Below are 23,860 nucleotides of genomic sequence, written 5' to 3' on the forward strand. Positions count from 1 at the left end.
CTCCCAGCCAGCATCTTGAATCTGATTTGCAGACCCTTGGGAATCCCTTCGATTCAATCCAAATTCATCCCGCTCTATACGGGGAGAAATGCCCGGCAGGGCAATGAGGGGCGGCGCCGACGTCGACAATTGGTCGTCCCACCGGGCATGAAGCGAGCTTACTGACAGTCCGACTGCTCAGGCCTTGAGCCGGCACACCACGGCTCCCTCGAAAAAACCGCGTTGACAGGCTTCGTCCGCCCGCTTACATGAGCCCGCACCAGCCCAGATGGCGGAATTGGTAGACGCGCACGGTTCAGGTCCGTGTTCCGCAAGGAGTGGAGGTTCGAGTCCTCTTCTGGGCACCAAATTCCCGTTTCAGACGATCTGACGCGATGAGCAGAAAGCCCGGATTTTCCGGGCTTTTTTGTGCCCTGCAACTCGTCTCGAGTTGAACCGTTCCTACCGTGTCGGTTAGCCCGAGGTTGCGTGATGCCCGAGCCGTTCAAGGAGTGGAAGGTTCTGCCGCATGGCAGGCTCTCCCCTGTCGACGACGATATCCTGACGGTGACCGGCGACATACCGATGCCAGTCGGCAACATGAAACGGCGCATGACCGTGGTGCGATTGCGCGACCGACGGCTTGTCATCTTCAGCGCTATCGCGCTCGACGACGAACAGATGCGCGCGATCGAGGCCTTCGGCCAGCCGGCCTTCCTGATCGTCCCTAATGATCATCACCGGCTCGATGCAAAGCCATGGAAGGATCGCTATCCCAGCCTTCAGGTGATTGCACCGGCGGGCGCGCTCAACAGGGTCGAGAAGGCGGTGCATGTCGATGCGGCACGCGGCGACTTCGGCGATCCCGACGTCAAGCTCGTCACCGTCCCCGGAACCCGTGATCGCGAAGCGGCGCTGCAAATTGACAAACCGAACGGCACGACGCTCGTTCTCAATGATATCGTCGGCAACATCCGCGGCGCATCCGGCTTTGCAGGCTGGGCATTGCGCATGATGGGATTTGCCGGTGATGAGCCGCATATACCCTGGCCGGTCAAGCTGACGATGGTCGGCGACAAGGCGGCACTCGCGGCCCAATTGAGACGATGGGCGGAACTGCCGGCGCTCAAGCGCATCCTTGTCTCGCATGGCTCCGTCATCACCGATGATCCGCAGGGGGCGCTGCGCAAGCTGGCGAGGTCGCTCGGATAGATGAAGGCGTAGCGGCCAACCTGCCCTTCCGGCCAGTCCCCCGAACAAACCGCTTCAAAGCCGGCGACCGTAACGGTACGGTCGCCCCATGGCCCCTGCCGTCAGCCCGATCATCGCCGCCCGCCGCGACCAGATGTTCCCAGTGCTCGCCGACGCGGACATCGAGCGCATGCGACGGTTCGGCCAAGCGCGCGGCTATGCCGCTGGCGAGCATATCGTGACAGCCGGCACGGTCTCGCCCGGACTGGTCGTCATCCTGTCGGGCAAGGTCGGCATCACGCAGGCCGGCGGGCTTGGCCCACGCGAGGCGATCATCACCTACGGTCCGGGCAATTTCATCGGCGAGCTGGCGCAGCTTTCGAGCCGACCGTCGCTGGTCAATGCCGAGGCGATCGCGCCGGTCGAAGCCATCGTCATCCCCTCGCAGCGGCTGCGGGATCTGATGGTGCAGGAGGCGAATCTCGGCGAGCGCGTCATGCGCGCGCTCATCTTGCGCCGCGTCGGCCTCATCGAGAGCGGCATCAGCGGGCCGATCGTCATCGGCCCTCCCGGCAATGGCGACGTGCTGCGGCTGCAGGGTTTTCTCACCCGCAGCGGCCTGCCGCACCGCGCGCTCGATTCCGACATCGATCCCTGCGCCAAGACGCTGATCGAGCGCTTTCATGTCGATCCGCACCATTTGCCGATTGTGCTCTGTCCCAACGGCAAGCTGCTGCACAATCCGGCCGAAAGCGATCTCGCCCGCTGCGTCGGGCTGCTGCGGCCGGTCGATGCCGGCAAGATCTACGACGTTGCCATAGTCGGCGCCGGACCGGCAGGATTGGCGGCCGCGGTCTATGCGGCTTCCGAGGGGCTGTCGACGATCGTGCTCGACTGCCGCGCCTTCGGAGGGCAGGCGGGGGCATCCTCGCGCATCGAGAACTATCTCGGCTTTCCGACCGGCATTACGGGCATGGCGCTGATGGCGCGCGCCTACAACCAGGCGCAGAAGTTCGGGGTTGAGATGGTGATCCCCGACGAAGCCAGATTGCTCGGCGCCGCCGACAACATGGCCGGCTACCGTCTGGTCGTTGGCGACGGCGAGACCGTGCGCTCCCGCACGGTGGTGATCGCCAGCGGCGCACGCTACCGCCGCCTCGACGTCGCTAACATCGCGCAGTTCGAGGGCACGTCCGTGCACTACTGGGCCTCGCCGATCGAAGCACGGCTCTGTCGGGACCAGGAGGTGGCGCTGGTCGGCGCCGGCAACTCGGCCGGCCAGGCGGCCGTCTATCTCGCCAGCCAGGTGCGCAAGGTGACGCTTTTGGCGCGGCGCGACAGCCTCGACGCCACCATGTCGCGCTATCTGGTCGAGCGGATCGAGGCGCAGCCGAACATCGAGGTGCTGACGGAAACCGAGGTCGAGGCGCTCGACGGCCATGACGGCAACCTCGACCAGCTGTGCTGGCGCAACCGGGTCACCGGCGTGGCGACGACGCGTCCCATCCGCCACCTCTTCCTGTTCATCGGCGCCGACCCGAACACCGACTGGCTGGTGCGCTGCGACGTGGCGCTCGACGCCAGGGGTTTCGTGCGCACCGGACCGGATGTGGCGCCGGGACACGGCCCGATGGAGACGAGCCGCAGCGGCGTGTTCGCCATCGGCGATGTGCGCTGCGGCTCGACCAAGCGTGTCGCGGCCGCCGTCGGTGAAGGCGCTCAGGTGGTGGCGGCGCTGCATGCCTATCTTGCGCGGAACGGCGGGCGTGCTGCTCAGCCCGAAAGGAGATCGTGATGGACGAATGCAGGCATACGGACGACATCAAGGATGTGGTGCCGAGCGCCCTCGGCTGCGAGGAATGCCTGAAGAGCGGCTCCTGGTGGGTGCATCTGAGGCTCTGCCGCACCTGCGGCCATGTCGGCTGCTGCGACGACTCGCCCAATCGCCACGCCACCAAGCATTTCCACGCCACTCAGCATCCGATCATCGAAGGCTACGATCCGCCCGAAGGCTGGGGCTGGTGCTATGTCGACGAGCTTTTCATCGACCTCGGCGACCGCACCACACCGCAGAACGGCCCGATCCCGCGATTTGTCTAGCCTGCACGGAATACCGAGAGCCTCTTGCCGGGTCGCCTACTTCACCGAGCTGGTGACTGTCCGGTCGAAGACGTCGCGATCGCGGTCGTTGCCGGCAAGCGCGCCGATGATCAGCAGGCTGACGATGATCGGGACGAACAGGATCGCCACACGCGCCTGCACGTAGAAGATGGCGCGCCATTCATTGCGCTTTTCGGGGCTGTCGTTCATCGCGCTCACTCTGTCCTGCCTCCCTAGGCGGGACATAGTAGCGAAGCGTTAAGCAACCTTTTCCGCAAACGTTAACCGGCGGATTTCGAAGGGGCCAATCTGCCATCGGATCAGGCAATAGGCAGTGCGAACAGCCTTCCACCGGAAGGCACGACGTCGTCGATGCCGGCGAGCCGCAGGCAATGCCAGGCCATGGCGTGGTTGGAGGAGGTGACGGGAATGCCGATGCGCCGCTCGAGCTCCGCTACCGCCTCGGCGACGCGCAGGCTGGTGCAGGAGATGAAGATCGCGTCCACGCCGGGCGCCTCAGCCATGCGCTTGGCCGCCGCCTCGATCGAGGCAAGCGAGATGCGGGCGGCCTCGCGGTCATCGCGCCGGTCGAAAGTGGCGACGGCCGCGATGTCGAGCCCGCGTCCGGTGAAATAACGGACCAGGCCCTGATTGATCTCCGGCGCATAGGGCGTCAGCAGGCCGATGCCCTTGGCGCCGAGCGCCTTGAAGGCGGCAAGCGCGCCGGTGACCGGTGTGGTGCAGGCGACGCCCGGCCGCGCCTTGCGGATTTCGGCGAAAACGGCTTCCTCGCCGAGCGTCATGGTCGCCGAGGTGCAGCCGAAGCCGACGACGTCGAGCGGGATGCTGGGCAGGATGAGGTCGACCGTGGGCGCGATGCGCGGGCCGATGGCGCGCAGCGTGTCGGGCGTGATGTCGTTGTCGTTGAAGAGGCGGGCCTCGTAGAAGGCGACGCCCGGGATGCGCACCAGCGCGCGGAACTCATGCTCCAGCGTCTGGTCGGTGGCGAGGATCGCAAGCCCGATCGCGGCGCGCGAGGCAAGGCCGCCGTCGAGTTCCGACGGCAAGACGCCGAGGTCGACCGGCTCCGAAGCTTGAAGGCGGGTAGCGGCTGCGGTGACAGACATGGCGTTCCCTTTCTGATCCCGGGACCGGGCGTTCAGTTCAAAAGTCCATCCATGGAAATGGCCGGCCTGCGGCCCGCGATCAGGTCGGCGGTGATGCGCGCCGAGCCGTGCGACATGGTCCAGCCGATATGGCCGTGCCCGGTATTGAGATAGAGGTTGCCGAGGCGGCGGCGCCCGAATTCGGGCAGGTTGTTGGGCGTCATCGGCCTGAGGCCCGCCCACATCTCGGCGCGGTCGTAATCGGCGCCTTCGGGATAAAGCTCCTGCGTCACGCCCTTCATGAAGGCGAAATCGGCCGGCTTGTGGCTGGTATCGTAGCCGGCGAATTCCGCCGTGGCGGTGACGCGGATGCGGTCGCCGAAGCGCGAGATGGCGACCAGATTGTGCTCGTCGACCGAAGCGATGGTCGGCGGCCGAGGCTGATTGCCGATCGGAATGGTCAGCGAATAACCCTTGATCGGGTAGATCGGCAGGCTGATACCGACCGTCTTCGCGATCAGCGGGCTGTAGCAGCCGAGCGCCAGCACATAGGCATCGCCCTTGCAGCTTCCCTTGTCGGTCAGCACACCGGTGACGCCGTCGCCCGAGGTCTCGATGCCGGTGATGGTCGTGCCGGTGCGGATCTCGCCGCCGCGCTCGACCACCTTGGCGGCAAGCGCATGGGTGAACTTGGCCGGGTCGCCGGTCTCGTCGGTCGGGCAATGAATGCCGCCGGCGATCTTTTCCCGTGCGGAAGCCAGCGCCGGATCGAGCGCGACGATGGTGTCGCGGTCGAGCACCTTGATCAGCTGGCCGTCGGATTCGAGCAGCCGCATATGCTCGACGCCTTTGTCGAGCGCCTGCTGGTTGCGGTAGAAATAGAGGATGCCGCGATCGTTGCGGTCGTAGTCGATCTGCTCGTCGGCGACGACCTCGCGCAGGACCGATTGCGAATAGGCGGCAAGCCGATGCTTGAGCAGCGTGTTGCGTTTGGCCTTCTCGGCCGTGCATTCCATCAGGAACAGCCACGACCAGCTATAGAGCCGGGGATCGGCCGAGAGCTTGAAGCGCAGCGCCTGGTCCTTCAGCACCAGCGATTTCAGCAGGATCATCGGCGCCCTGGGCGACGACCAGACGAAGGAATGGCCGGGCGCGATCATGCCGGCATTGCCCCAGCTGGTCTCGGCGGCGACTTCGGCGCGGCGCTCGAGGATGACGACCTCGTGCCCGTCCTTCTGCAGCTGATAGGCGGTGGTGACGCCGACAACGCCGCCGCCCAACACGATCGCGCGCATGGCGCCTCCGGAGATCGCAAGCTGGGGTAGTCTAGAGTGTGGATTGCGGTGTGCAATGGCACACATACCGAGATGTCGGCGGGACAGCGCCCCTCTCTGGCCTGCCGGCCATCTCCCCCACGAGGGGGGAGATCAGATGTCACGCCGGCTTTCGCCAATCGCCGACGTTGCAGGACAGGCGGGGCGTCCAAACCGCCAATCTCCCCCCAAGTGGGGGAGATGTCCGGCAGGACAGAGAGGGGCGCGAAAGATCGCGACGAAGGTCGTTTAGCCTCGCAACGCCTGCTCCAGATCCGCGATCAAATCGTCGCCATCCTCAATCCCGCAGGACAGCCGCACCAGCGAATCCGAGATCCCGATCGCCCCGCGCTTCTCCGCCGGAATCGAGCCGTGCGTCATCAGCGCCGGGTGCTCGATCAGGCTTTCGACGCCGCCGAGGCTTTCGGCCAACGTGAAGAGCTGCGTGCGTTCGAGGAAGCGTTTTGTCCCCGCTAGGTCGCGGTCGAGGTCGACGGAGATCATGCCGCCGAAGGCGTGCATCTGGCGCTTGGCGATCTCGTGCTGCGGATGGCTCGCCAGCCCGGGATAGATGACGCGGCGCACGTCCTTGCGGGCTTCCAGCCATTGCGCGATCTTCAGGCCGTTCGCCGAATGGCGCTCCATCCTGAGCGCAAGCGTCTTGATGCCCCGCAAAGCCAGAAAACTGTCGAACGGGCCGGAAATGGCGCCGACGGCGTTCTGCAGGAATTTCAGCCGATCGGCCAAATCCTTGTTGTCGCCGACGATCGCCACGCCGCCGACCATGTCGGAATGGCCGTTCAAGTATTTCGTCGTCGAGTGGACGACGATGTCGATGCCGAGTTCCAGCGGCCGCTGGATGTAAGGGCTGGCGAAGGTGTTGTCGGCGACGGTGAGCAGGCCCTTGCGCTTGGCGAGCGCCGCGATCGCTTCAAGGTCGACGACGCGCAGCAGCGGATTGGTCGGCGTCTCGACCCAGAGCAGTTTCGTTTCCGGACGGATTGCGGCTTCGACGGCGGCAAGGTCGGTGAAATCGGCGAAGCTGACCTCAAGGCCGGCGGAACGCTTGCGCACGCGCTCCATCAGCCGGAACGAGCCGCCATAGATGTCGTCGGTGGCGACGACATGGGCGCCGGCATCGAACAGCTCCAGCACCGTTCCGATCGCGGCCAGGCCTGAGGCGAAGGCGAAGGCCGCGCTGCCGCTTTCCAGATCGGCGACGGCGCGCTCGAAGGCGAAGCGCGTCGGGTTCTGGCTGCGGGCGTACTCAAAACCCTTGTGGACGCCGGGCGACTGCTGGCCGTAGGTGGAGGTGGCGTAGATCGGCACCATCACCGCGCCGGTCGTCGGATCGTGGCTCTGGCCGCCATGGATGGTGCGCGTGGAAAAGGCCAGGCGGTTCTTGCCGTTCGAAGTCATTTTGCGCGGCGCCTCAGATGGTTGATCAGGTCGATACGGGTTATCAGGCCGATGAACTCGTCGCCATCGAAGACGATGGCGACCTCGTTGCGGTCGAAAACGGGAAGCAGCGCATCGAGCGTCTGGCTGGCCTGCAGCGTGTGCAGGTTCGAGGCCATGGCGGTGCGCACGGGGGCGTTGAAGCGATCCCAGCGGCCGTCATAGGGGCCGTCGACCTTGGCCAGGATATCGCTCTCGTCGACGATGCCAACGAGCTTTCCGTCATCCAGCACCGGCAGCTGCGAGACATCGGAGCGGCGCATGCGGCCATAGGCGTTGAGCAGGCTTTCGTCCGGGCCGACCCACACCGTGTCGCCAGTGCGGTGCGAGCGCATGACCAGGTCGCGCAGGTCGCCATGCTGCTCATGCTCGTCAAGGCCCTGCTCGGCCAGCCAGATGTCGTCGAACACCTTCGACAGATATTTGTTGCCGCTGTCGCAGACGAGGGTGACCACGCGTTTGGCCGTCGTCTGCTCGCGGCAGTAGCGGAGCGCTGCCGACAGGAGCGTGCCGGAGGACGAGCCGGCCAGGATGCCTTCCTTGGACAGCAGGTCGCGCACCGCCAGCATGCTCTGTTTATCGGGGATGGAATAGGCCTTCCTGACCAGCGACAGATCGGCATTGGGCGGCACGAAATCCTCGCCTATGCCTTCGACGGTCCAGCTGCCGGCTTCCGTCATCTTGCCGGTCTTGATCAGCGGCGCCAGCACCGAGCCGACCGGATCGGCAAGCACCATCTCGGTCTTCGGCGAATGTTTCGCGAAAAAGCGGCCGACACCGGTGAGCGTGCCGCCGGAGCCGACACCGACCACCACCGCGTCGACATCGCCTTCGAGCTGCGAAAAGATTTCCGGGCCGGTGGTGCTTTCGTGCGCCAGCGGATTGGCCGGGTTGGCGAACTGGTTGGCATAGAAGGCGCCGGGAATTTCGGCGGCGATCTTCTCGGCCATGTCCTGATAATATTCGGGATGGCCCTTGCCGACATCGGAGCGGGTCATGCGCACCTCGGCGCCTAAAGCGCGCAGATGCTGGATCTTCTCGCGCGACATCTTGTCGGGCACGACGAGGATGATGCGGTAGCCCTTGGGAATGCCGACCTGGGCGAGGCCGAGGCCGGTGTTGCCGGCGGTGGCCTCGACGATGGTGCCGCCGCGCTTCAGCCTGCCATCCTTCTCGGCGGCCGCAATCATCGACAACGCGATGCGGTCCTTGATCGAGCCGCCGGGATTCTGGCTCTCGAGCTTGATGAACAGCCGGCACTTGCCGGTGTCGAATTTGGTGAGCTCGACGACCGGCGTCTGGCCGATCAGGTCGAGCACCGAGGCGTAAGGCGGACGCAGCCGTGACAAATTGCTTTCCGCGCCGTCCGGCGCCGCTTTCCTGTGCACGCTCATCTCGGACCCTCCATGGGAAGCAGTTCGACGGGATCAGGCCGTCACCAAACTGCGCATGATGGCCGCCGGACCCCATTGCGGGTCCGCAGATCACGCGCCGTCGTCTTTTCCAGCCCTTTTCATCTGGAAAGAAGATAGATCGTGCCAATCCGGCGACGAGTGGCGGAATGGAATTCTAGGCGCGCGTCGCTTGCTCAACATCGAGGCGTCGGCGGGACAGCACCCCCCTCTGGCCTGCCGGCCATCTCCCCCTCAAGGGGGGAGATCAGCAGCTTCGCCCGCCGCGCCTTTTCTTGTGTCCTTGGCGATTGGCGAAAGCCGACGAGACATCTGATCTCCCCCCTTGAGGGGGAGATGCCCGGCAGGGCAGAGGGGGGCGCCGTAGAGTGCTGACCTCAGCAGAAATTTCACCCCAGCAACTGCTTGCTCAGCTTCGCGCATTGCACGCGGATATCCGGAATGGCGTCGATCTCGAAGAAGGTGCCGCGGGTCAGCGGCCCGACGGCAAGGATCTTCGACGACACCGTGCCATCGGCCGCGATCATTTCGCATTTGGCGGTGACGTCGAGGCCGAGGCGCAGCGGGTCCGGCCGCGCCAGGCCGCGCTCGACCAGCGACCGCACGACGCCGTTCGATGTCTTCGAGATGTCGCGGGCAATGCCCATACAGTCATAGATGCGGGCGACTTCAAGCGTTTCGAGCGCCTGCGTGCCGCGCTGCTGGATCGTCACGGTGAGGCCACCGTCCGGTTCGATGTCGACGACCCGGCCGGCGACGAGGCGGATGCGGCCCGAGCGGACCGCCCGGGTGACGCGCCCATAGACCTCAGGCGCCATGCGGTGTCGGTGGATGTCCCACCACGCCTTGGTGTGCTCGACGAAGCGGCGCTTGGCCGAGGACGGCCAGTTCTGCCAGATCTTCTGGTTGAAGGGCCGCAAGCCGTCGACCACGTCGCGCCAGTCGCCGCCGGCCTTCTGGTTGTCGCGGATCAGGTTGCGAAACCAGCCGATGAAATAGGAAAGCTCGGTGCCGAGCGGGATGTCGGCGATGTCGAGCTTGATCGGGTTGCCCTTGCGGTGCGGCGAGGGCAGCAGGCCGCGCCGCGACACCGCGACGATCTCGCCGCGATGGCCGCGCTGCTCCAGCGACAGGAAGGCATCGACCATGCTCAAGCCCGTGCCGAGCACGAGGACCGGGGCTTCAGGCTCGAGCACGGTGTCGGCGTCCGAGCCCATCCGGATGGCGCGGCCCTGGAAAGCGCCCGGCTGCTCGTCGTGGCCGGTGGCTAGAACGGCGAAATGGCCGACGACGCTGGTGCCGTTGGCCAGGGTCACCTCGACACCCGACGAGGTGGGCGAGATCGACAGGCTCTCCTCGCGGATCAGCCGCAGCCTTGCCGCTTCGCGTTCGCGCTCCTCGAGATCGTCGAGCAATTCCTTCAGATAGCGGGCATAAAGGCTGCGCGGCGCGTAGAACGGCCCCTGGTCCGGCTTAACAAGACCGCGCTCCAGCACCCAGCGGGCGAAGTTCTCCGGGTCGTCGGCATAGGCGCTCATGAGGGAGGCCCTGACATTCAGCACATGGGCGGAGAGCAGCGTCGAGTAGGCCATGCCTTGGCCGAAATGCGGCCGCTTCTCGATCAGCGTCACGCGCAAATCGGGATTGGGCGATTTCAAAAGATGCGCTGCCAGCACGACGCCGCTGGCGCCGCCGCCGACAACGATGATGGAATTGCCGCGTCCAATCATGATTTGGATTCAGAAGCGATCGAGGCCGCGATCGAGCCTAGCCGCCGTCAGGCCGGCATCGCGAACGACTGGCGGTATGCGGTTCAGGTGGTCGCGCATCGTTCTCTCCCAATGTTTATAAGATTACTATACTAACCCCTCCGCGCACGGAACCTCATTTCAATTCCGCCACCATCTGGAGCATGGATGTACCTCGGAAAAGGGGCCGCCAGGATTTTCGTTCGCTCCGGGTGCTTTTGTCGCCGAGAAAAACCGGAGACGAGGCGGTTCGCGGGCAGTCGCGATGGAAGACTGAGCAGAGCGCCAGCGAGCGTCCTTTGCGCCTTCGCAATCGATCCCGGGCGACTTTTCCATTGAAGCCGATTCGCTTGGAAAGATTTAACTCTACAAACTCGATAGAATTAACTGACTATGAAAGGGCAATCCGGTTTTTCTCTTCCGTTGGGAGCCTTTCATGCCAACCATCTCACGACGCATTCTGCTTCTGTCGTCCGCAGCACTTGCGGGCGCTGCCTATCTCGGTCCGGCCGCGGCCGAGGACCTCAAGATCACCATCGGCTACCAGACGGTGGTCGAGCCTTCGAAAGTACCGCAGGCCGACGGCGCCTATGAGAAAGCGACCAAGGCCGCGATCGACTGGCGCAAGTTCGATTCGGGCGCCGACGTCATCGCCGCAATAGCCTCCGGCTCGGTCGATATCGGCTATGTCGGCTCGAGCCCGCTGGCCGCGGCGGCCAGCCGCGAGCTGCCGATCCAGACCATCTTCGTCGTCGGCCTGATCGGCCCCTCGGAAGGGCTGGTCGCCCGCAATGGCGCCGGCATCGAGAAGGTCGCCGACCTTGCCGGCAAGAAGTTGGCGGTGCCGTTCGTGTCGACCACGCATTACAGCCTGCTTGCGGCGCTGAAGCATGAGGGCGTCGATCCGAAGTCGGTGGAGATCCTCAATCTCAGGCCGCCGGAGATCGCCGCCGCCTTCGCGCGCGGCGACATCGACGCGGCCTATGTCTGGGACCCGGCGCTCGGCCAGATCAAGACATCCGGCAAGGTGGTGCTGGACTCATCCCAGGTGGCGGCCTGGGGCGCGCCGACCTTCGACGCCTGGATCGTTCGCACCGACTTCGCCGACAAACATCCGGAAGCCGTGCGCGACTTCGTCAAGGTGACGGGCGAAGCCTATGCCCGGTTCCTGGCAAAGCCGGAGGCCTGGTCGGTGTCGTCGCCCGAAGCCGGCAAGATCGCCAGGCTGACGGGCGCCAAGCTGGAAGAGGTGCCGGAACTGCTCAAGGGCTATGTCTTCCCGACGCTCGACGAGCAGGCCTCGGACAAATTCCTCGGCGGCGGCACGGTCAAGGCGATCGCGGCGACGTCGGCCTTCCTCAAGGAGCAGGGCAAGATCGACGCCGTGCTGCCCGACTATTCGAAATACGTCACGACCAAATATGCCAGCGAGGCGCTCGCCTCGAACTGACGCGCAAGGTCGCGTGGCCTCTCTTCCCTGCCGCGCGCTTGCCTGTCCCGGACCGCCGACGAGGAGCGGTTTCGGGACAGGCGCCCGCTTTCCTGACTCTTTGGTTTCACGCAATTCCAGACGGAAGGCTACGGCGAAGTCGCCGAGCCCAACCGTTTCACACTTTTCCGGAATTGCCCGGCAGCAGAGGTTTCAAATCCAATGCCGCATCTCGCCCTCGACAAGGTCACCGTCCATTATGACGGCCAGCCGGCACCCGCGGTCGAACGCGTGTCGCTCGATATCGGCAAGGGCGACTTCGTCGTCCTGGTCGGCCGTTCCGGCTGCGGCAAGACCTCGCTGCTCAACGTCGCCGCCGGCCTTGTCGCGCCGGCGCGCGGTCAGGCCACGATGGCCGGCCGGCCGATCACCGCGCCCGGGCCGGACCGCGCCGTCGTCTTCCAGAACGATGCGCTGTTTCCCTGGCTGACCGCGCGTGAAAACGTCGCCTTCGCACTGAGACTGCGCGGGGTGCCAGCAGACAAGCGAGCGCGGCGCGCCGACGAATTGCTCAAGCTGGTCAAGCTCGACAATGCCGGCGACAAGCGCATCTGGGAGCTCTCCGGCGGCATGCGCCAGCGCGTCGGCCTCGCCCGCGCTTTAGCCGCCGAGCCCGAATTCCTTCTCCTCGACGAGCCGCTCGGCGCGCTCGATGCGCTAACGCGCGAGCGCATGCAGACGACGCTGCTGGATCTGTGGGCAGCGGCCCAAGTCGGCGTGCTGATGGTGACGCATGGCATCGAGGAAGCGCTGGTGCTCGCCACCCGTATCGTCGTGCTGGCGCCTGGACCCGGCCACGTGGTGCGGACATTCGAAACGCATTTCGGCCGCCGCTATGCCGCCGGCGAGCCGATCCGCGCGATCAAGGCGGATGCAGCCTTTGCCGCAACCCGCGCGGACCTGACCGATGCGATCTTCGAAGGAGAGGCGGCATGAGCGTCGGCACCTACACGGAGCGCCCGGCCGCGAAGACCGGCGAAAATGACTGGCTGTCGGTGCCATGGTCGCGGCCGCGGCCGAAGCGGGCAGGCGTTTCGGCGCGCCTGATCAGCGCTCTCACCATTCTGGCGCTGCTGGCGGCATGGACGGTATCGGCCGAATTGCGGCTGGTGTCGCCGGTCTTTCTCCCCTCGCCCGCCGCCGTTTGGGCAAAGCTCGTCGTGGCCGCCCGAGACGGCTTTGTCGATGCGACGCTCGCTCAGCACATAACAGCCAGTCTAAGCCGGGTGTTCGCCGCGCTGGTCGTGGCGATCGTCGTCGGCGTTCCGGTCGGGCTCGCCATCGGCATCAGCAAGGTCGGGCGCGGCGTGTTCGATCCGCTGCTCGAATCCCTGCGGCCGATCCCGCCGCTCGCCTACCTGCCATTGATCGTCATCTGGTTCGGCATTGGCGAGCCGTCGAAAATCCTGGTGATCGCCATTGCCATGCTGGCGCCGGTGGCGCTGTCGACTGCCGCCGGCGTTCGCGGCGTCTCGCGCGAGCGCATCGATGCGGCGCGTTCGCTGGGTGCCACGCGCGGGCAGGTCGTGCGCCATGTCGTGCTGCCCAGCGCGCTGCCGTCGATCCTCACCGGCCTGCGCATCGCGCTCGGCGCCGGCTGGTCGACGCTGGTGGCGGCCGAGCTGGTGGCGGCGACGCGCGGGCTCGGCTTCATGATCCAGTCGGCGGCCCAGTTCCTGGTCACCGACGTGGTGATGATGGGCATCCTGGTGATCGCGACGATCGCCTTCGCGCTGGAATTCATCATCCGCAGGATCGAACACGCACTGGTTCCCTGGACGGGGCGGCAATGAGCGGAAACGAGGAGAATGACGATGACCCATTCCACCGCGGTGCTTTTCGCAGAGGTCGGCAACTGGCTGCTTGCCAGGCCAAAAGAGACGGAGACGCTCCAGGACAGGCCGAAATCGCCGGCGCCGGTGCGGACGGATGCCGAGCGCGACCGCCTGCCGCCGCGCGACGAGAGTTTCTACTGGGCCTGGCAGTATTGGTCACAGTGACGCCGCAGACCTCCCCTTCCACAACGAGCAAATCAGGAGATTCCCATGAGCAGTCCCGCGCCTACCGACCAGACCATTCCCACCACCGACGTCATTCCGCTGACCGCCCGTGTGGGAGCGGAAATCAGAGGCATTCGCCTTGGCGCAAACCTGTCGGACGACACTGTAGCGTCAATCAACCAGCTTCTTTTGAAGCACAAGGTCGTCTTCTTCCGCGCCCAGCAGCATCTCGACGACTCCGAACATGAATTGTTCGCGCGGCGCCTGGGCAATCTCGTGCCGCACCCGACACAAGGGCCGGTGGCGGGTACGGCCTCGATCCTCAATCTGGACTCGAGCCGCGGCGGCGGCCGTGCCGACCAATGGCACACCGACGTCACATTCGTGGACGCCTATCCAAAATTCTCCGTCCTGCGCGGCGTCGTCATACCCGCCGCCGGAGGCGATACCATCTGGTCCAACACGCATGCCGCCTATGAAGGCCTGCCGGCGCCGCTGAAACTGTTGGCCGACAATCTCTGGGCCATTCACAGCAATGCCTATGACTACGCCGCCGTGCGTCCCCGCGCCTCGGCCGAGGAAAGGAGACATTTCGAAGAGGTCTTCACGTCGACCATCTATGAAACCGAGCACCCCGTGGTGCGCGTGCATCCGGAAACCGGGGAGCGTTCGCTGCTGCTCGGCAATTTCGTCCAGCGCTTCGTCGGCCTGTCGAAGAGCGACTCCTCCAAACTCTACGAATTGTTCCAGACCTATGTGACCACGCCTGAGAATATCGTGCGGTGGCGGTGGCAGGCCGGCGACGTCGCGATCTGGGACAATCGAGCCACCCAGCACTATGCGGTGAACGACTATGGCGACCAACCGCGGATCGTGCGCCGCGCCACCGTCGACGGCGATGTGCCGGTCAGCGTCGACGGACGCCGCAGCGTGACCCATGTCAAGGCGGCCAAGCCGGTGGCAAAGGCCGCCTGACGCCATCAGGGCGCCGTCCGTCCGACCCGGACGCGCGGCGCCAACCTTGCCGGTCGGTCAAACGCGCGAACGGTTTGCCCAACGGAGCCCAAGCAGGCCGAGCAGCGTGGTGACGAGCCCGATATAGAGCCACTCCCTCTGGCCGGTCATGAAGCTGCCCTGGACCAGCCCAAGCCCTTGCAGCGACCACAGCACGCCGATCGCCAGCACGATCAGCGCCAGCAAATTCCTGATCAGTCGCATCGGCAAAATCCCTGCGCAAAGTCGATCCTTCATCGGAACGCGCGCGCAACAAAGGAGCATAAGGAAGCAGAGCACCCGCTTCCTCTTTTACTTGCGCACCGAGGGCTGATCCTACTCGAGACTCCTGCACGCCGGCTCGGTGTTCATGAAGAATACGCCGGCGCGCGCCGGACAAGTCATGACAAACTGTTTCGCGGCGACTCCAAACGTGTGCCTTTGCCATGGAACCGCCAGAGGCTTGCCGCATTTCCCGCCTCATTCGGCACTTACGGCGGGTTGTCTATAACGGAGCCCACCCCTAAAAGATGAAGAAAAGCAACCGCACCGCGCTTGTCGCGGCAACGATCGCGGCTGGCCTGATGGCTGGCGCCTCTTCCGCCTCTTCAGCCGCGGCACAATGCGGCCGCGCTTCCTGGTACGCGCTGCATTCCAGAACCGCTTCCGGCGAGCGCATGAACCCCGCCGCGTTGACCGCGGCGCACCGCAGCTTGCCGTTCGGCACCAAGCTCAGGGTCACCAACAAGAACAACGGCCGCAGCGTCGTCGTGCGCATCAATGACCGCGGCCCGTTCATCCGGGGCCGCGTGCTCGACCTCTCCCGCGGCGCCGCCACCCAGCTCGGCTTCATCGGCTCGGGCCACACCGCAGTCTGCATGGCGCGCGTTTGAGAGGTCGGTGTCCGGCAAGAGGGAGCCGGACATATTTCCTACATATTGCGGCAGCGCATAGTGAGCCGGCTCCGCCATAGGTGGCGAGTTTTCAACAGTTTGGACCAAAGCAGCATTCGTCACGCCAGTTGACGTATTGCATCGCAACAATATCTTGTTAACCTCACTGCGAGACATTCAAGGCTCGGCGCTGCTCGTCGGCCCTTTGGTCGTCAGGCAGCAGCGGGGTTCTTGATGTTCTACCAGCTCTACGAACTGAACCATGCGGCGCTGCAGCCCGCCCGCCTTTACGCCGATGCGGTGCGGTTCTTCTATTCCAACCCGCTCAATCCGGTTTCGCATACGCCGCTCGGCCGTTCGGTCGCGGCAGCCGCGGAACTCTTCGAGCGCACGACGCGCCGCTACGGCAAGCCTGAATTCGGCCTGACCAAGGCGATGGTCGACTGGAAGACCGTCGACGTCGCCGAACGAACCGTGTGGTCGAAACCGTTCTGCAACCTCGTCCGCTTCGAACGCTCGCTTCCCGCGGGCCGCAAGCCCGATCCGAAGCTTCTGATCGTGGCACCGATGTCCGGCCATTATGCGACGCTGCTGCGCGGCACGGTCGAGGCGATGCTTCCTCACGCCGACGTGCACATCACCGACTGGGTCGACGCCCGCATGGTGCCGCTGTCGCAGGGCAGCTTCGATCTCGACGACTATATCGACTATGTCATCGAGATGTTCCATGTGCTGGGTCCCGATACCCATGTGATGGCGGTCTGCCAGCCCTCGGTGCCGGTGCTGGCGGCGGTGGCGCTGATGGAAAAGCGTGGCGACCCCTTCGTGCCGTCGACCATGACGCTGATGGGCGGACCGATCGACACCCGCCGCAACCCCACCGCGGTCAATGTGCTCGCCGGGGAAAAGGGCACCGCCTGGTTCCGCGACAACGTCATCATGCAGGCGCCCTGGCCGGTGCCCGGATTCGGCCGCGATGTCTATCCCGGCTTCCTGCAGCTTTCGGGCTTCATGAGCATGAATCTCGACCGCCACATCATCGCCCACAAGGACTTCTTCATGCACCTTGTGAAAAACGACGGCGACAGCGCCGAGAAGCACCGTGACTTTTACGACGAATATCTGGCGGTGATGGACCTGACGGCGGAGTTCTATCTGCAGACGGTCGACACGGTGTTCGTGCGCCACGCTCTGCCCACGGGCGAAATGACGCATCGCGGCGAGGCCGTCGATCCCCAGGCGATCCGCAATGTCGCCCTGTTCACCGTCGAGGGCGAGAACGACGACATTTCCGGCCTCGGCCAGACCCAGGCCGCGCATGAGCTTTGCGTGAACATCCCGGCCGACCGGCAAGCCCACTACATGCAGCCGGCGGTCGGCCATTACGGCGTCTTCAACGGCTCGCGGTTCCGGGCAGAGATCGTGCCGCGCATCGTTGACTTCATCTCCAGCTACGGCCGCCAGACCCGCGTGGCGGCGAAGCCGAAGCTGGTCCGTTCCGCCAAGAGCTGAAGCCGGCGCGGCTCGGTCCCGCCCAAAGCGGGTGACCTTTCCGTCGAGCATTGCGTGGAAACAGATGTTCGGGGCTGACCGGCGACGGGCGGTTCTCGGGGGCTTGGCGACGCCGCTGTTGCCAAACTGCCGCTATGCGGGTCTGGCGGGTAACCATGCCACCAATCTAGCCGTTGTCTTTAATTGACACGGACTGTAATTCCCCCTTAACGTTTCGTTAATAAACAAGGGCGGACCCCGGGGGACAATGACTTCCTCACCGATGGCGCGGATGCTGCGTTTGTGTGCAGTCGCAGGGCTGGCGATCTCGGCCCACTGGGCGGTTCCGGCATGGGCTGCCGGCGCTATGGCCACCGGCGGCCTGACCTCGCAGCCGATCGGACATTATGATTTCTGCAAGACGCATCCGAGCGAATGCAACATTCGCCCGGCCAATCTCGCGCCGGCGAAGTTGACCGATGCTCTGTGGCGCAAGCTGATCAACGTGACCGCCAGGGTCAACGCCGCCGTCAAGCCGATGAGCGATCTCGACAATTACGGCAAGGACGAGGTCTGGACCTATCCGGACAACGGCTTTGGCGACTGCGAGGACTATGTGCTGGAGAAGCGGCGCCAGCTCTATCGCATGGGCATGTCGCTTGCCGATCTCTTGATCACCGTCGTGCGCAAGCCGGACGGCGAAGGCCATTCGGTTCTGACGGTGCGCACCGACAAGGGCGACTACATCCTCGACAATTTGACCGACGAGGTCAAAGCCTGGGACGAGACCGGCTACCGCTATCTCAAGCGCCAGGCGATCGACAACACCGGCCGCTGGGTGTCGATCCGCGACGGCCAGCAGGTGCTGGTCGGCTCGGTGCAGTAAATCTCGGGAATTACCTTCTCAGCGCCGCGCGTATCGACGCGCTAAGGCGGCGCAGCTCCGCCTCGTCGAGCTTCTCGATGCTTTCGGCCAGAAGATTGGCCAGCTCGGTCGCGGCCGGCGACAGGCCCGACGTGTCGATCCTGACCCGTGGATGCGAGGTTTCGGCGAGGCGGGCAAGGTCTTCGGCGTCGTCCCAGATGATGTTGAAATAGCCGATGATCTTCTGGATCAACGTCCAGGTCGGCGCGCCGCGACGGCCATGCTCGAGCGCCGACAGATAGGCGGCGCTGACGCCGATGGCCTGCGCCATCGCCTTCTGGCTGACGCCGCGCTCGGCGCGCAGCGCCCTGAGCCTTTCACCAAACGGGGTCACTGTTGCATCCTCATGGCCGGCGTCCTCATGCGCGCGTCCGCCTGAGCCGCACATAGAGCGCGCCGGAGCCGCCATGGTTGCGGGCGGCGTGATCGTGGCTCGAAACCAGGTGCCGGAAAGCCGGGGTCGACAGCCAGTGCGGCACCGAGCGGCGCAGGATGCCGTCGCCGCCGGACGACGAGCCCTTGCCGGTGATGACCAGGACATAGCGGATGCCGCCGGCATGGGCGCGGTGCAGGAAGGCGAGGAGCAGCGAATAGGCCTCGTCCTGCGTCATGCCGTGCAGATCGACGCGGCCCTCGATCGGCAGCCGGCCCTTTTTCAGTTTCTCGTGCGTCTCGTCGTCAAGCGAATGCGCGACGTGCTGCGGCTTCGGCTTCGCGGCAGCGGTGGCAACGCCGTTGGCCGGCGTGGGCGCCGGCGCCGGCTTCGGCTCGACAATGTCGGGAATCTCGACCGCGGCCTTGCCTTTGAGCGGCCGCGTCGTGCGCGCCACCAGGTTCCAGAGGATGCGGTCGTCGTCGCCGAGCGTGTCGTGGCGGCGGGTCACGCGCACCCCCTGTCGACCAGCCCGCGCGGAACCAGCGCATAGAAATCGGCGGCATTGCGCACGACGCCGGCGACCTCGCCCGCGGCATCGCCCGAGCCGGCGAAGAGATCGCCCCGCGCCGCTCCGGTGATGGCTGAGCCGGTATCCTGCGCGATCATCAGCCGCCTGAACGGTTTTTCGCCGAAAGCGGCGAGCGTCGGCGCGACGATATAGAAGGGCGTGCCGAAGGTGTGCAGCAGCCGGTCGATGGCGACCGAGCGGCCGGGCGTCAGCGGCACCTTGGCAGCGGCGATGGGACCGAGCGCCGGGTCCTCGACCGGCGCCTCACGAAAGAAGATATAGGAGCGGTTCTGCCAGAGGATCTCGTCGACACGCTCAGGATGCGCCTTGAACCAGGCGCGGATCGACTGCATCGTCACCTTTTCCAGCGGGATTTCGGCGGTCTCGCTCAAGATCCTGCCCGGACCGGTAAAGCGCTGGCCGGATTTGGCGGCATAGGTGACGCGGCAAAGCCTGCCGTCGGTCATCTTCAGCCGCGCCGCGCCCTGCACATGGATGAAGAAGGCGTCGACCTTGTCGGCGAGCCAGGCGATCTCGAGGTTCCGCCCGGAAAGCGCGCCGCGCTCGATTGCGCCGCGATCGAAATATTCGACCGAGCCTGCGGGCGTGGCGCGCGCGAAGGCGAGATAGGGATCCATCCCGGCGGGGCGGTTTTTATCGTCGACGTCGACCAGATCGGCGGGACGGGAAAGCAGCGGCACGGCAAATCGCTCCGTCCTCACCGGCGAGGCCTCGACCTCCGGTTCATAGAAGCCGGTGACGAGTCCGGCGCCGCCGCTCTCCGCCGCCACCAAAGCGGGAGCGAAATGGCGCTCGAAGAAGGACCGCGCCGCGGACCGATTGGCCGGCGAAACGGAGCGCGCCTCGGCATACGGCGCGGCAAAAGCGGCGAACTCGACGCCGAGCGAACCGGTTCGATAAGGCTTGGTCAGTACGTGGAAAGCCGAACGTTTGAACGCCGCGAAAGCGGCGAGGTGATCATCCTCGTCCCAGCCGGGCAGGTCACCGAAGGATTTTTCCTTGAATGCCGAAGATAGCGACATGACAGCCGCCACCCAGGCTCAATCTTCTTCTTCCGTTGCGACCAGCTTCCAGTTCGGATCGCGCGAGCGGGTATCGCGGAAGAAGGTCCAGACGTCCTTGACCTCCGCGACTTTCTCAGGATCGCCGTCGATGACGGCGCCGACCTTGTCGCGGGTCGCCGAAATCAGCTCGCTGACGATGCGCAGCGTGATATGCGCCTCGGTGCCCTTCATTTCGGCAGCGACGACATCGACCTTGTCGATGCCGACGAAGGAAGACTGGATCTTTTCCGCTTTCGCCTCGCGCTCGCCGATCGCGGCGACGAAGCTGTCATAGACCTCGCGCGACAACAGGTTCTTCAGCGTCTTGCGGTCACCGTCGGCAAAGGCCATGACGATCATCTCGTAGGCCATCTTGGCGCCGTCGATGAAGGTCTTGGGATCGAAGGACGGATCGTTGTCCTTGATCGTGCGCAGGCCCTTGTTGAGATCGCTGTCCGGCTTGGCGAAGGCGTCGATCGCGGCATAGGTCTCGGGCGCCGTTTCCCCCGGCATGCGCTTGCGCGGCAGCGACACCACATTCTCGGACTTCTGCGCCGCGTCCTGCTCGCGCGTGCGGCTTGCCGAATAAGGATCGAAGGGCGGGCGTTCGTTTCCGGTGCGACGGCCCAGCACATTGCGCAGCTGGAAGAAGATCACAACCGCCGCAATCAAAAAGAAAATCGTGCCGAAGTCGAAGAAACCCATATCTTCCGCCAATTCGATCCCTGTCCTGGCCGGACCACCAGAGCCCCTAGAATGGCGGCGGTCGCATAGCGTTCGTTACCCAAAGCATATAGAACGGCGGGCGCAATCATTCAAATCAAAGCCAGCCATACCTATCTAAAGGCCCCAGTGCCAGCGGCGATTATCCGCGAGGCCCGCAAAAAGAAGAAAGCGACCGGTCTAGATTTGCGCATCTCGTTCATTCCGCTGTTCCTGCTCCTGCTGCCGCTTCTGGAGATCGCCGGCTTCGTCGTGGTCGGCCGCGAAGTCGGGGCTTTGGCGACGATCGGGCTCGTCATCCTCTCCACCATTGCCGGCAGCCTGCTGCTTCGGCACCAGGGTTTCGGCGTGATGGCGCGGGTGCGGACGGAAATGGATGCCGGACGCGATCCCAGCCGCCAACTTGCGCATGGCGCGATGATCGTGCTGGCGGCAATCCTGCTCATCATTCCGGGCTTCATCACCGACATTGTCGCCATCCTGCTGCTCCTGCCGCCGGTGCGCGATCTTGCCTGGCGCCTGCTCAAGAACCGCATCGTGATGGCGACCAGCTTCAGCAGCGGCTTTTCGGCCCGCCGCCGCGACAAGGTCATCGATCTCGACGACAGCGACTATTCGCGCCAAGACGACTACAAGCGCGGGCCGGATCACAATTCCCCCTGGCGGCGGCTGAAAGACGACTAGGTCTCTTTTAGGGTCGTCCGAGTCCCTATCTCATGCGCGCCGTTGCCCGAAACGGCTGCTCAATTTCAGGCGGCGCGCAAAACTTGTCTTGTCCTGCCTAGCATGATAGCGAACCCCCGATTTCAATCCGGTCAGCAATGCTGCCCAGGCAAAAGGACAAAGGCTCATGGCCAGCAATGATGACGCCGCTGCAGGCGCCGCCAACGGCAACGGCAAACAGGAACAGCCCTCGCTCAACGTGCTTGCGCAATATGTGAAGGACCTGTCCTTCGAAAGCCCCGGCGCGCCGAATTCGCTGCGCGGCCGCGACAAGGCCCCTGGCATCGCCATCAATGTCAACGTCAACGCCAACCCGCTTTCGGACAAGCAGTTCGATGTCAATCTCACATTGAACGCCAAGGCCTCCTTCGACCAGGAAGTGCTGTTCAACGTCGAACTGGTCTATGGCGGCGTCTTCGCCATCAGCGGCTTCCCGCAGGAGCACATGCTGCCGATCCTGTTCATCGAATGCCCGCGGCTGCTCTTCCCCTTCGCCCGCCAGATCATCGCGGACGCCACCCGCAACGGCGGCTTCCCGCCGCTGATGCTCGACCCGATCGATTTTGCGCAGATGTTCCAGCAGCGCATCGCCGAGGACCAGGCCGCAAGCAAGGTCCAGGTGAGCTGAGGCGGTTCTTCAGCAAGTTACAAAGCCCGGCCTCGTGCCGGGCTTTTTGTTGGGGGCTCGCCAAGCTTCGCGATTGGCCGCGGCTGTCTTCCCCGTAGTCATTCAGGAGCGGAGCGACGCGCGCAGACCCTAGAATCCATGCCGTTACGCTGAGGCGTTGCGTCGGTTCCAGAATTCTGCACCGTCTTCGCTTGGGTCGAATGTCACGGCATGGATACTCGGGTCAAGCCCGAGTATGACGAAGGGATGGTGCGATAACGCTGATCGCGTCGGTTGGTGCCGGTTGTCCGCTCAATTCGCGGCCACCACCTTCAGCCACAGCGCCTTTTCGCCGAGCGTACCGACCAGCCCGGCATGTGCCGCCCGGTCCGCCTCGGTGAGGCGCGGCGGCAGCGCGATCGGCCTTGCGCGGATCGAGATGTCGATATCGGCGACTTCGCCGCTGCCGTTCATCTGCACCGCCACGGCCTCGAGCACCAGCGCCGCCTGCTTGCCGCCGATGAGCTCGATATAGACCTCGGCCAGCAATTCGGAGTCGAGAAGCGCCCCGTGCTTGGTGCGGCGGGTGTTGTCAATGCCGTAGCGGCGGCAAAGCGCATCCAGCGAATTCGGACCCATCGGATGCTTGCGGCGCGCGATCGCCAGCGTGTCGACGATGCGGCCGGGATCGATGGCCGGATGGCCAAGCCGGCTGTATTCGAGGTTGAGGAAGCCAAGGTCGAAAGTGGCGTTGTGGGCAATCAGCTTGGCGCCGTCGGTGAAGGCCAGCCAGTCCTCGGCGATTTCGGCGAAGGTCGGCTTGCCGGCCAGATCGGCCGCGCTGATGCCGTGCACGGCCTGCGCCTCGGCGTGAATGGCGCGGCCTTGCGGATTGATGAACTTGTGGAAGGTGCGGCCGGTCGGGAAACGGTTGACCAGCTCGACGCCGCCGAGCTCGATGATGCGGTCGTCGCGCAAATCGAGGCCGGTGGTTTCGGTATCGAAGATGATTTCACGCATTCGAATCAGTCCGCTCTGAAGAGCAGAATCACAAACCAGAACAAAATGGCAATGGGGACTGCTGACAGCGGCCGTCAGGAAGCATTTTTGCCGGACTTATCCCCGCTCAATTCGCTGACGATGGCTGCCACCGCCGCCCGTGCGGCATCAAAACCCTGGCCGGTGTCGACGATGAAATCCGCCTGACGGCGTTTTTCGGCGTCTGGCACCTGCTTGGCGAGGATGGCAGCGAATTTTTCTTCGCTCATGCCGGGTCTGGCGAGCACGCGGGCCCGTTGGATCTCGGCCGGCGCGGTGACGACCACGACCTTGTCGACGCGGCTGCGGCCGCCGGTCTCGAACAGCAGCGGAATGTCGAGCACGGCAATCGGCGCCCCGGCCGCACGATGCCGGGCCAGAAAGGCATCGGCGTCGGCCCGCACCAGCGGGTGGATGATCGCCTCCAGCTTCTTCAGTGCGGCGGGATCGCCCAGCACCTTCTCGGCCAGCCTTGCGCGATCGACCACGCCCGCTTTTGTCGTGCCGGGAAAGGCCGCTTCGACCAGAGGTGCGGCTTTGCCGGCATAGAGGCGATGCACGGTCTCGTCGGAATCATGCACCGGCACGCCGGCCTCGGCGAACATCGTTGCCGTTGTCGACTTGCCCATGCCGATCGATCCGGTGAGGCCGAGCACGATCATG

26 protein-coding genes and 1 tRNA gene are annotated in these 23,860 nt (G+C 64.8%); 14 read left to right on the forward strand and 13 right to left on the reverse strand.

Annotated features, from left to right (window positions below):
- The first annotated feature begins 262 nt into the window (after positions 1-262).
- The 4 genes from CK220_RS00005 (at position 263) to CK220_RS00020 (ending at position 3,270) form a co-directional block, all read left to right on the forward strand.
- Positions 263-347, forward strand: a tRNA-Leu gene (locus CK220_RS00005).
- Between the two features lie 124 nt (positions 348-471).
- Complete coding sequence (locus CK220_RS00010) at positions 472-1,191, forward strand: hypothetical protein (RefSeq protein WP_095809623.1); 720 nt, start codon at positions 472-474, stop codon at positions 1,189-1,191.
- Between the two features lie 88 nt (positions 1,192-1,279).
- Positions 1,280-2,965: a cyclic nucleotide-binding domain-containing thioredoxin-disulfide reductase gene (locus CK220_RS00015; RefSeq protein WP_095809624.1), complete on the forward strand. Its 1,686-nt coding sequence runs from the start codon at positions 1,280-1,282 to the stop codon at positions 2,963-2,965.
- Positions 2,965-3,270 (forward strand): UBP-type zinc finger domain-containing protein, encoded by a 306-nt coding sequence (locus CK220_RS00020; protein WP_095809625.1) that lies wholly within the window; start codon positions 2,965-2,967, stop codon positions 3,268-3,270. The genes CK220_RS00015 and CK220_RS00020 overlap by 1 nt, the downstream gene beginning before the upstream one ends.
- A gap of 36 nt (positions 3,271-3,306) precedes the next feature.
- Here the strand turns inward: CK220_RS00020 and CK220_RS00025 are convergent, their stop codons facing one another.
- From CK220_RS00025 to CK220_RS00060, 6 genes are all read right to left on the reverse strand, one after another.
- Positions 3,307-3,489 (reverse strand): hypothetical protein, encoded by a 183-nt coding sequence (locus CK220_RS00025; RefSeq protein WP_141245075.1) that lies wholly within the window; start codon positions 3,487-3,489, stop codon positions 3,307-3,309.
- Positions 3,490-3,590: 101 nt separating this feature from the next.
- On the reverse strand, positions 3,591-4,397 hold the full coding sequence (locus tag CK220_RS00030; RefSeq protein ID WP_095809627.1) for an aspartate/glutamate racemase family protein: 807 nt from the start codon (positions 4,395-4,397) through the stop codon (positions 3,591-3,593).
- Positions 4,398-4,429: 32 nt separating this feature from the next.
- Positions 4,430-5,671 (reverse strand): D-amino acid dehydrogenase, encoded by a 1,242-nt coding sequence (locus CK220_RS00035; protein WP_095809628.1) that lies wholly within the window; start codon positions 5,669-5,671, stop codon positions 4,430-4,432.
- A gap of 267 nt (positions 5,672-5,938) precedes the next feature.
- Positions 5,939-7,108, reverse strand: a complete 1,170-nt coding sequence (locus CK220_RS00045) for a cystathionine gamma-synthase (RefSeq protein WP_095809629.1) — start codon at positions 7,106-7,108, stop codon at positions 5,939-5,941.
- Entirely contained in the window at positions 7,105-8,541 is a 1,437-nt protein-coding gene (locus CK220_RS00050; RefSeq protein WP_095809630.1) for a pyridoxal-phosphate dependent enzyme, read from the reverse strand. Before CK220_RS00050 ends, CK220_RS00045 begins: the two co-directional genes overlap by 4 nt.
- Positions 8,542-8,948: 407 nt before the next feature.
- Positions 8,949-10,289, reverse strand: coding sequence for an FAD/NAD(P)-binding protein (locus CK220_RS00060; protein WP_095809631.1), 1,341 nt, complete (start codon positions 10,287-10,289; stop codon positions 8,949-8,951).
- A 454-nt stretch (positions 10,290-10,743) separates the two neighbouring features.
- Here CK220_RS00060 and tauA point away from each other — a divergent pair, with 454 nt between their 5' ends.
- From tauA to CK220_RS00085, 5 genes are all read left to right on the forward strand, one after another.
- Entirely contained in the window at positions 10,744-11,757 is a 1,014-nt protein-coding gene (gene tauA, locus CK220_RS00065; RefSeq protein WP_095809632.1) for a taurine ABC transporter substrate-binding protein, read from the forward strand.
- A gap of 201 nt (positions 11,758-11,958) precedes the next feature.
- Positions 11,959-12,732, forward strand: coding sequence for a taurine ABC transporter ATP-binding protein (locus CK220_RS00070; RefSeq protein ID WP_095809633.1), 774 nt, complete (start codon positions 11,959-11,961; stop codon positions 12,730-12,732).
- Positions 12,729-13,589: an ABC transporter permease subunit gene (locus CK220_RS00075; protein ID WP_095809634.1), complete on the forward strand. Its 861-nt coding sequence runs from the start codon at positions 12,729-12,731 to the stop codon at positions 13,587-13,589. Before CK220_RS00070 ends, CK220_RS00075 begins: the two co-directional genes overlap by 4 nt.
- A gap of 21 nt (positions 13,590-13,610) precedes the next feature.
- A complete protein-coding gene (locus CK220_RS00080) occupies positions 13,611-13,796 on the forward strand; it encodes a hypothetical protein (protein WP_095810221.1) in 186 nt (61 codons plus the stop codon).
- Between the two features lie 45 nt (positions 13,797-13,841).
- Entirely contained in the window at positions 13,842-14,771 is a 930-nt protein-coding gene (locus CK220_RS00085) for a TauD/TfdA family dioxygenase (RefSeq protein ID WP_095809635.1), read from the forward strand.
- A gap of 57 nt (positions 14,772-14,828) precedes the next feature.
- Here the strand turns inward: CK220_RS00085 and CK220_RS00090 are convergent, their stop codons facing one another.
- On the reverse strand, positions 14,829-15,014 hold the full coding sequence (locus CK220_RS00090; protein ID WP_095809636.1) for a hypothetical protein: 186 nt from the start codon (positions 15,012-15,014) through the stop codon (positions 14,829-14,831).
- A 305-nt stretch (positions 15,015-15,319) separates the two neighbouring features.
- Between CK220_RS00090 and CK220_RS00095 the strand changes: the two genes are divergently transcribed.
- From CK220_RS00095 to CK220_RS00105, 3 genes are all read left to right on the forward strand, one after another.
- On the forward strand, positions 15,320-15,682 hold the full coding sequence (locus CK220_RS00095; protein ID WP_095809637.1) for a septal ring lytic transglycosylase RlpA family protein: 363 nt from the start codon (positions 15,320-15,322) through the stop codon (positions 15,680-15,682).
- A gap of 234 nt (positions 15,683-15,916) precedes the next feature.
- Positions 15,917-17,194, forward strand: a complete 1,278-nt coding sequence (locus CK220_RS00100; RefSeq protein WP_095809638.1) for a polyhydroxyalkanoate depolymerase — start codon at positions 15,917-15,919, stop codon at positions 17,192-17,194.
- Positions 17,195-17,441: 247 nt separating this feature from the next.
- The gene (locus CK220_RS00105; RefSeq protein ID WP_095809639.1) at positions 17,442-18,059 is read left to right on the forward strand and encodes a transglutaminase-like cysteine peptidase; all 618 of its coding nucleotides are present in this window, start codon (positions 17,442-17,444) and stop codon (positions 18,057-18,059) included.
- Between the two features lie 10 nt (positions 18,060-18,069).
- Here CK220_RS00105 and CK220_RS00110 read toward each other — a convergent pair whose 3' ends face one another.
- From CK220_RS00110 to CK220_RS00125, 4 genes are read right to left on the reverse strand one after another with little or no spacing between them, the layout of a single operon-like run.
- Positions 18,070-18,432 (reverse strand): helix-turn-helix transcriptional regulator, encoded by a 363-nt coding sequence (locus tag CK220_RS00110; RefSeq protein ID WP_066991880.1) that lies wholly within the window; start codon positions 18,430-18,432, stop codon positions 18,070-18,072.
- Between the two features lie 25 nt (positions 18,433-18,457).
- Positions 18,458-18,982: a Smr/MutS family protein gene (locus tag CK220_RS00115; RefSeq protein ID WP_095810222.1), complete on the reverse strand. Its 525-nt coding sequence runs from the start codon at positions 18,980-18,982 to the stop codon at positions 18,458-18,460.
- A complete protein-coding gene (locus CK220_RS00120) occupies positions 18,979-20,085 on the reverse strand; it encodes a murein transglycosylase A (protein WP_095809640.1) in 1,107 nt (368 codons plus the stop codon). Before CK220_RS00120 ends, CK220_RS00115 begins: the two co-directional genes overlap by 4 nt.
- Positions 20,086-20,103: 18 nt before the next feature.
- Positions 20,104-20,811 carry a Tim44/TimA family putative adaptor protein gene (locus CK220_RS00125; protein WP_095809641.1) on the reverse strand — a complete coding sequence of 236 codons (708 nt, stop codon included), beginning with the start codon at positions 20,809-20,811 and terminating at the stop codon, positions 20,104-20,106.
- Positions 20,812-21,015: 204 nt separating this feature from the next.
- Between CK220_RS00125 and CK220_RS00130 the strand changes: the two genes are divergently transcribed.
- A complete protein-coding gene (locus CK220_RS00130; RefSeq protein WP_095810223.1) occupies positions 21,016-21,513 on the forward strand; it encodes an FxsA family protein in 498 nt (165 codons plus the stop codon).
- Positions 21,514-21,679: 166 nt separating this feature from the next.
- Positions 21,680-22,180, forward strand: coding sequence for a protein-export chaperone SecB (gene secB, locus CK220_RS00135; RefSeq protein WP_066991472.1), 501 nt, complete (start codon positions 21,680-21,682; stop codon positions 22,178-22,180).
- Positions 22,181-22,471: 291 nt separating this feature from the next.
- On the opposite strand, the gene dnaQ is transcribed toward secB, so the two are convergent.
- Positions 22,472-23,179, reverse strand: a complete 708-nt coding sequence (gene dnaQ, locus CK220_RS00140; protein ID WP_095809642.1) for a DNA polymerase III subunit epsilon — start codon at positions 23,177-23,179, stop codon at positions 22,472-22,474.
- A 74-nt stretch (positions 23,180-23,253) separates the two neighbouring features.
- A complete protein-coding gene (gene coaE, locus CK220_RS00145; RefSeq protein ID WP_095809643.1) occupies positions 23,254-23,859 on the reverse strand; it encodes a dephospho-CoA kinase in 606 nt (201 codons plus the stop codon).
- Position 23,860 lies beyond the last annotated feature (1 nt).

Source organism: Mesorhizobium sp. WSM3860, from assembly GCF_002294995.1.
Classification (GTDB): Bacteria; Pseudomonadota; Alphaproteobacteria; order Rhizobiales; family Rhizobiaceae; genus Mesorhizobium.

Bases quoted from the DNA above. Each gene is read 5' to 3' on its own strand.
- CK220_RS00010 (WP_095809623.1), top strand. From the start codon at position 472: ATGCCCGAGCCGTTCAAGGAGTGGAAGGTTCTGCCGCATGGCAGGCTC.
- CK220_RS00015 (WP_095809624.1), top strand. From the start codon at position 1,280: ATGGCCCCTGCCGTCAGCCCGATCATCGCCGCCCGCCGCGACCAGATG.
- CK220_RS00020 (WP_095809625.1), top strand. From the start codon at position 2,965: ATGGACGAATGCAGGCATACGGACGACATCAAGGATGTGGTGCCGAGC.
- CK220_RS00030 (WP_095809627.1), bottom strand. From the start codon at position 4,397: ATGTCTGTCACCGCAGCCGCTACCCGCCTTCAAGCTTCGGAGCCGGTC.
- CK220_RS00035 (WP_095809628.1), bottom strand. From the start codon at position 5,671: ATGCGCGCGATCGTGTTGGGCGGCGGCGTTGTCGGCGTCACCACCGCC.
- CK220_RS00045 (WP_095809629.1), bottom strand. From the start codon at position 7,108: ATGACTTCGAACGGCAAGAACCGCCTGGCCTTTTCCACGCGCACCATC.
- CK220_RS00050 (WP_095809630.1), bottom strand. From the start codon at position 8,541: ATGAGCGTGCACAGGAAAGCGGCGCCGGACGGCGCGGAAAGCAATTTG.
- CK220_RS00060 (WP_095809631.1), bottom strand. From the start codon at position 10,289: ATGATTGGACGCGGCAATTCCATCATCGTTGTCGGCGGCGGCGCCAGC.
- tauA (WP_095809632.1), top strand. From the start codon at position 10,744: ATGCCAACCATCTCACGACGCATTCTGCTTCTGTCGTCCGCAGCACTT.
- CK220_RS00070 (WP_095809633.1), top strand. From the start codon at position 11,959: ATGCCGCATCTCGCCCTCGACAAGGTCACCGTCCATTATGACGGCCAG.
- CK220_RS00075 (WP_095809634.1), top strand. From the start codon at position 12,729: ATGAGCGTCGGCACCTACACGGAGCGCCCGGCCGCGAAGACCGGCGAA.
- CK220_RS00080 (WP_095810221.1), top strand. From the start codon at position 13,611: ATGACCCATTCCACCGCGGTGCTTTTCGCAGAGGTCGGCAACTGGCTG.
- CK220_RS00085 (WP_095809635.1), top strand. From the start codon at position 13,842: ATGAGCAGTCCCGCGCCTACCGACCAGACCATTCCCACCACCGACGTC.
- CK220_RS00090 (WP_095809636.1), bottom strand. From the start codon at position 15,014: ATGCGACTGATCAGGAATTTGCTGGCGCTGATCGTGCTGGCGATCGGC.
- CK220_RS00095 (WP_095809637.1), top strand. From the start codon at position 15,320: ATGAAGAAAAGCAACCGCACCGCGCTTGTCGCGGCAACGATCGCGGCT.
- CK220_RS00100 (WP_095809638.1), top strand. From the start codon at position 15,917: ATGTTCTACCAGCTCTACGAACTGAACCATGCGGCGCTGCAGCCCGCC.
- CK220_RS00105 (WP_095809639.1), top strand. From the start codon at position 17,442: ATGACTTCCTCACCGATGGCGCGGATGCTGCGTTTGTGTGCAGTCGCA.
- CK220_RS00120 (WP_095809640.1), bottom strand. From the start codon at position 20,085: ATGTCGCTATCTTCGGCATTCAAGGAAAAATCCTTCGGTGACCTGCCC.
- CK220_RS00125 (WP_095809641.1), bottom strand. From the start codon at position 20,811: ATGGGTTTCTTCGACTTCGGCACGATTTTCTTTTTGATTGCGGCGGTT.
- secB (WP_066991472.1), top strand. From the start codon at position 21,680: ATGGCCAGCAATGATGACGCCGCTGCAGGCGCCGCCAACGGCAACGGC.
- dnaQ (WP_095809642.1), bottom strand. From the start codon at position 23,179: ATGCGTGAAATCATCTTCGATACCGAAACCACCGGCCTCGATTTGCGC.
- coaE (WP_095809643.1), bottom strand. From the start codon at position 23,859: ATGATCGTGCTCGGCCTCACCGGATCGATCGGCATGGGCAAGTCGACA.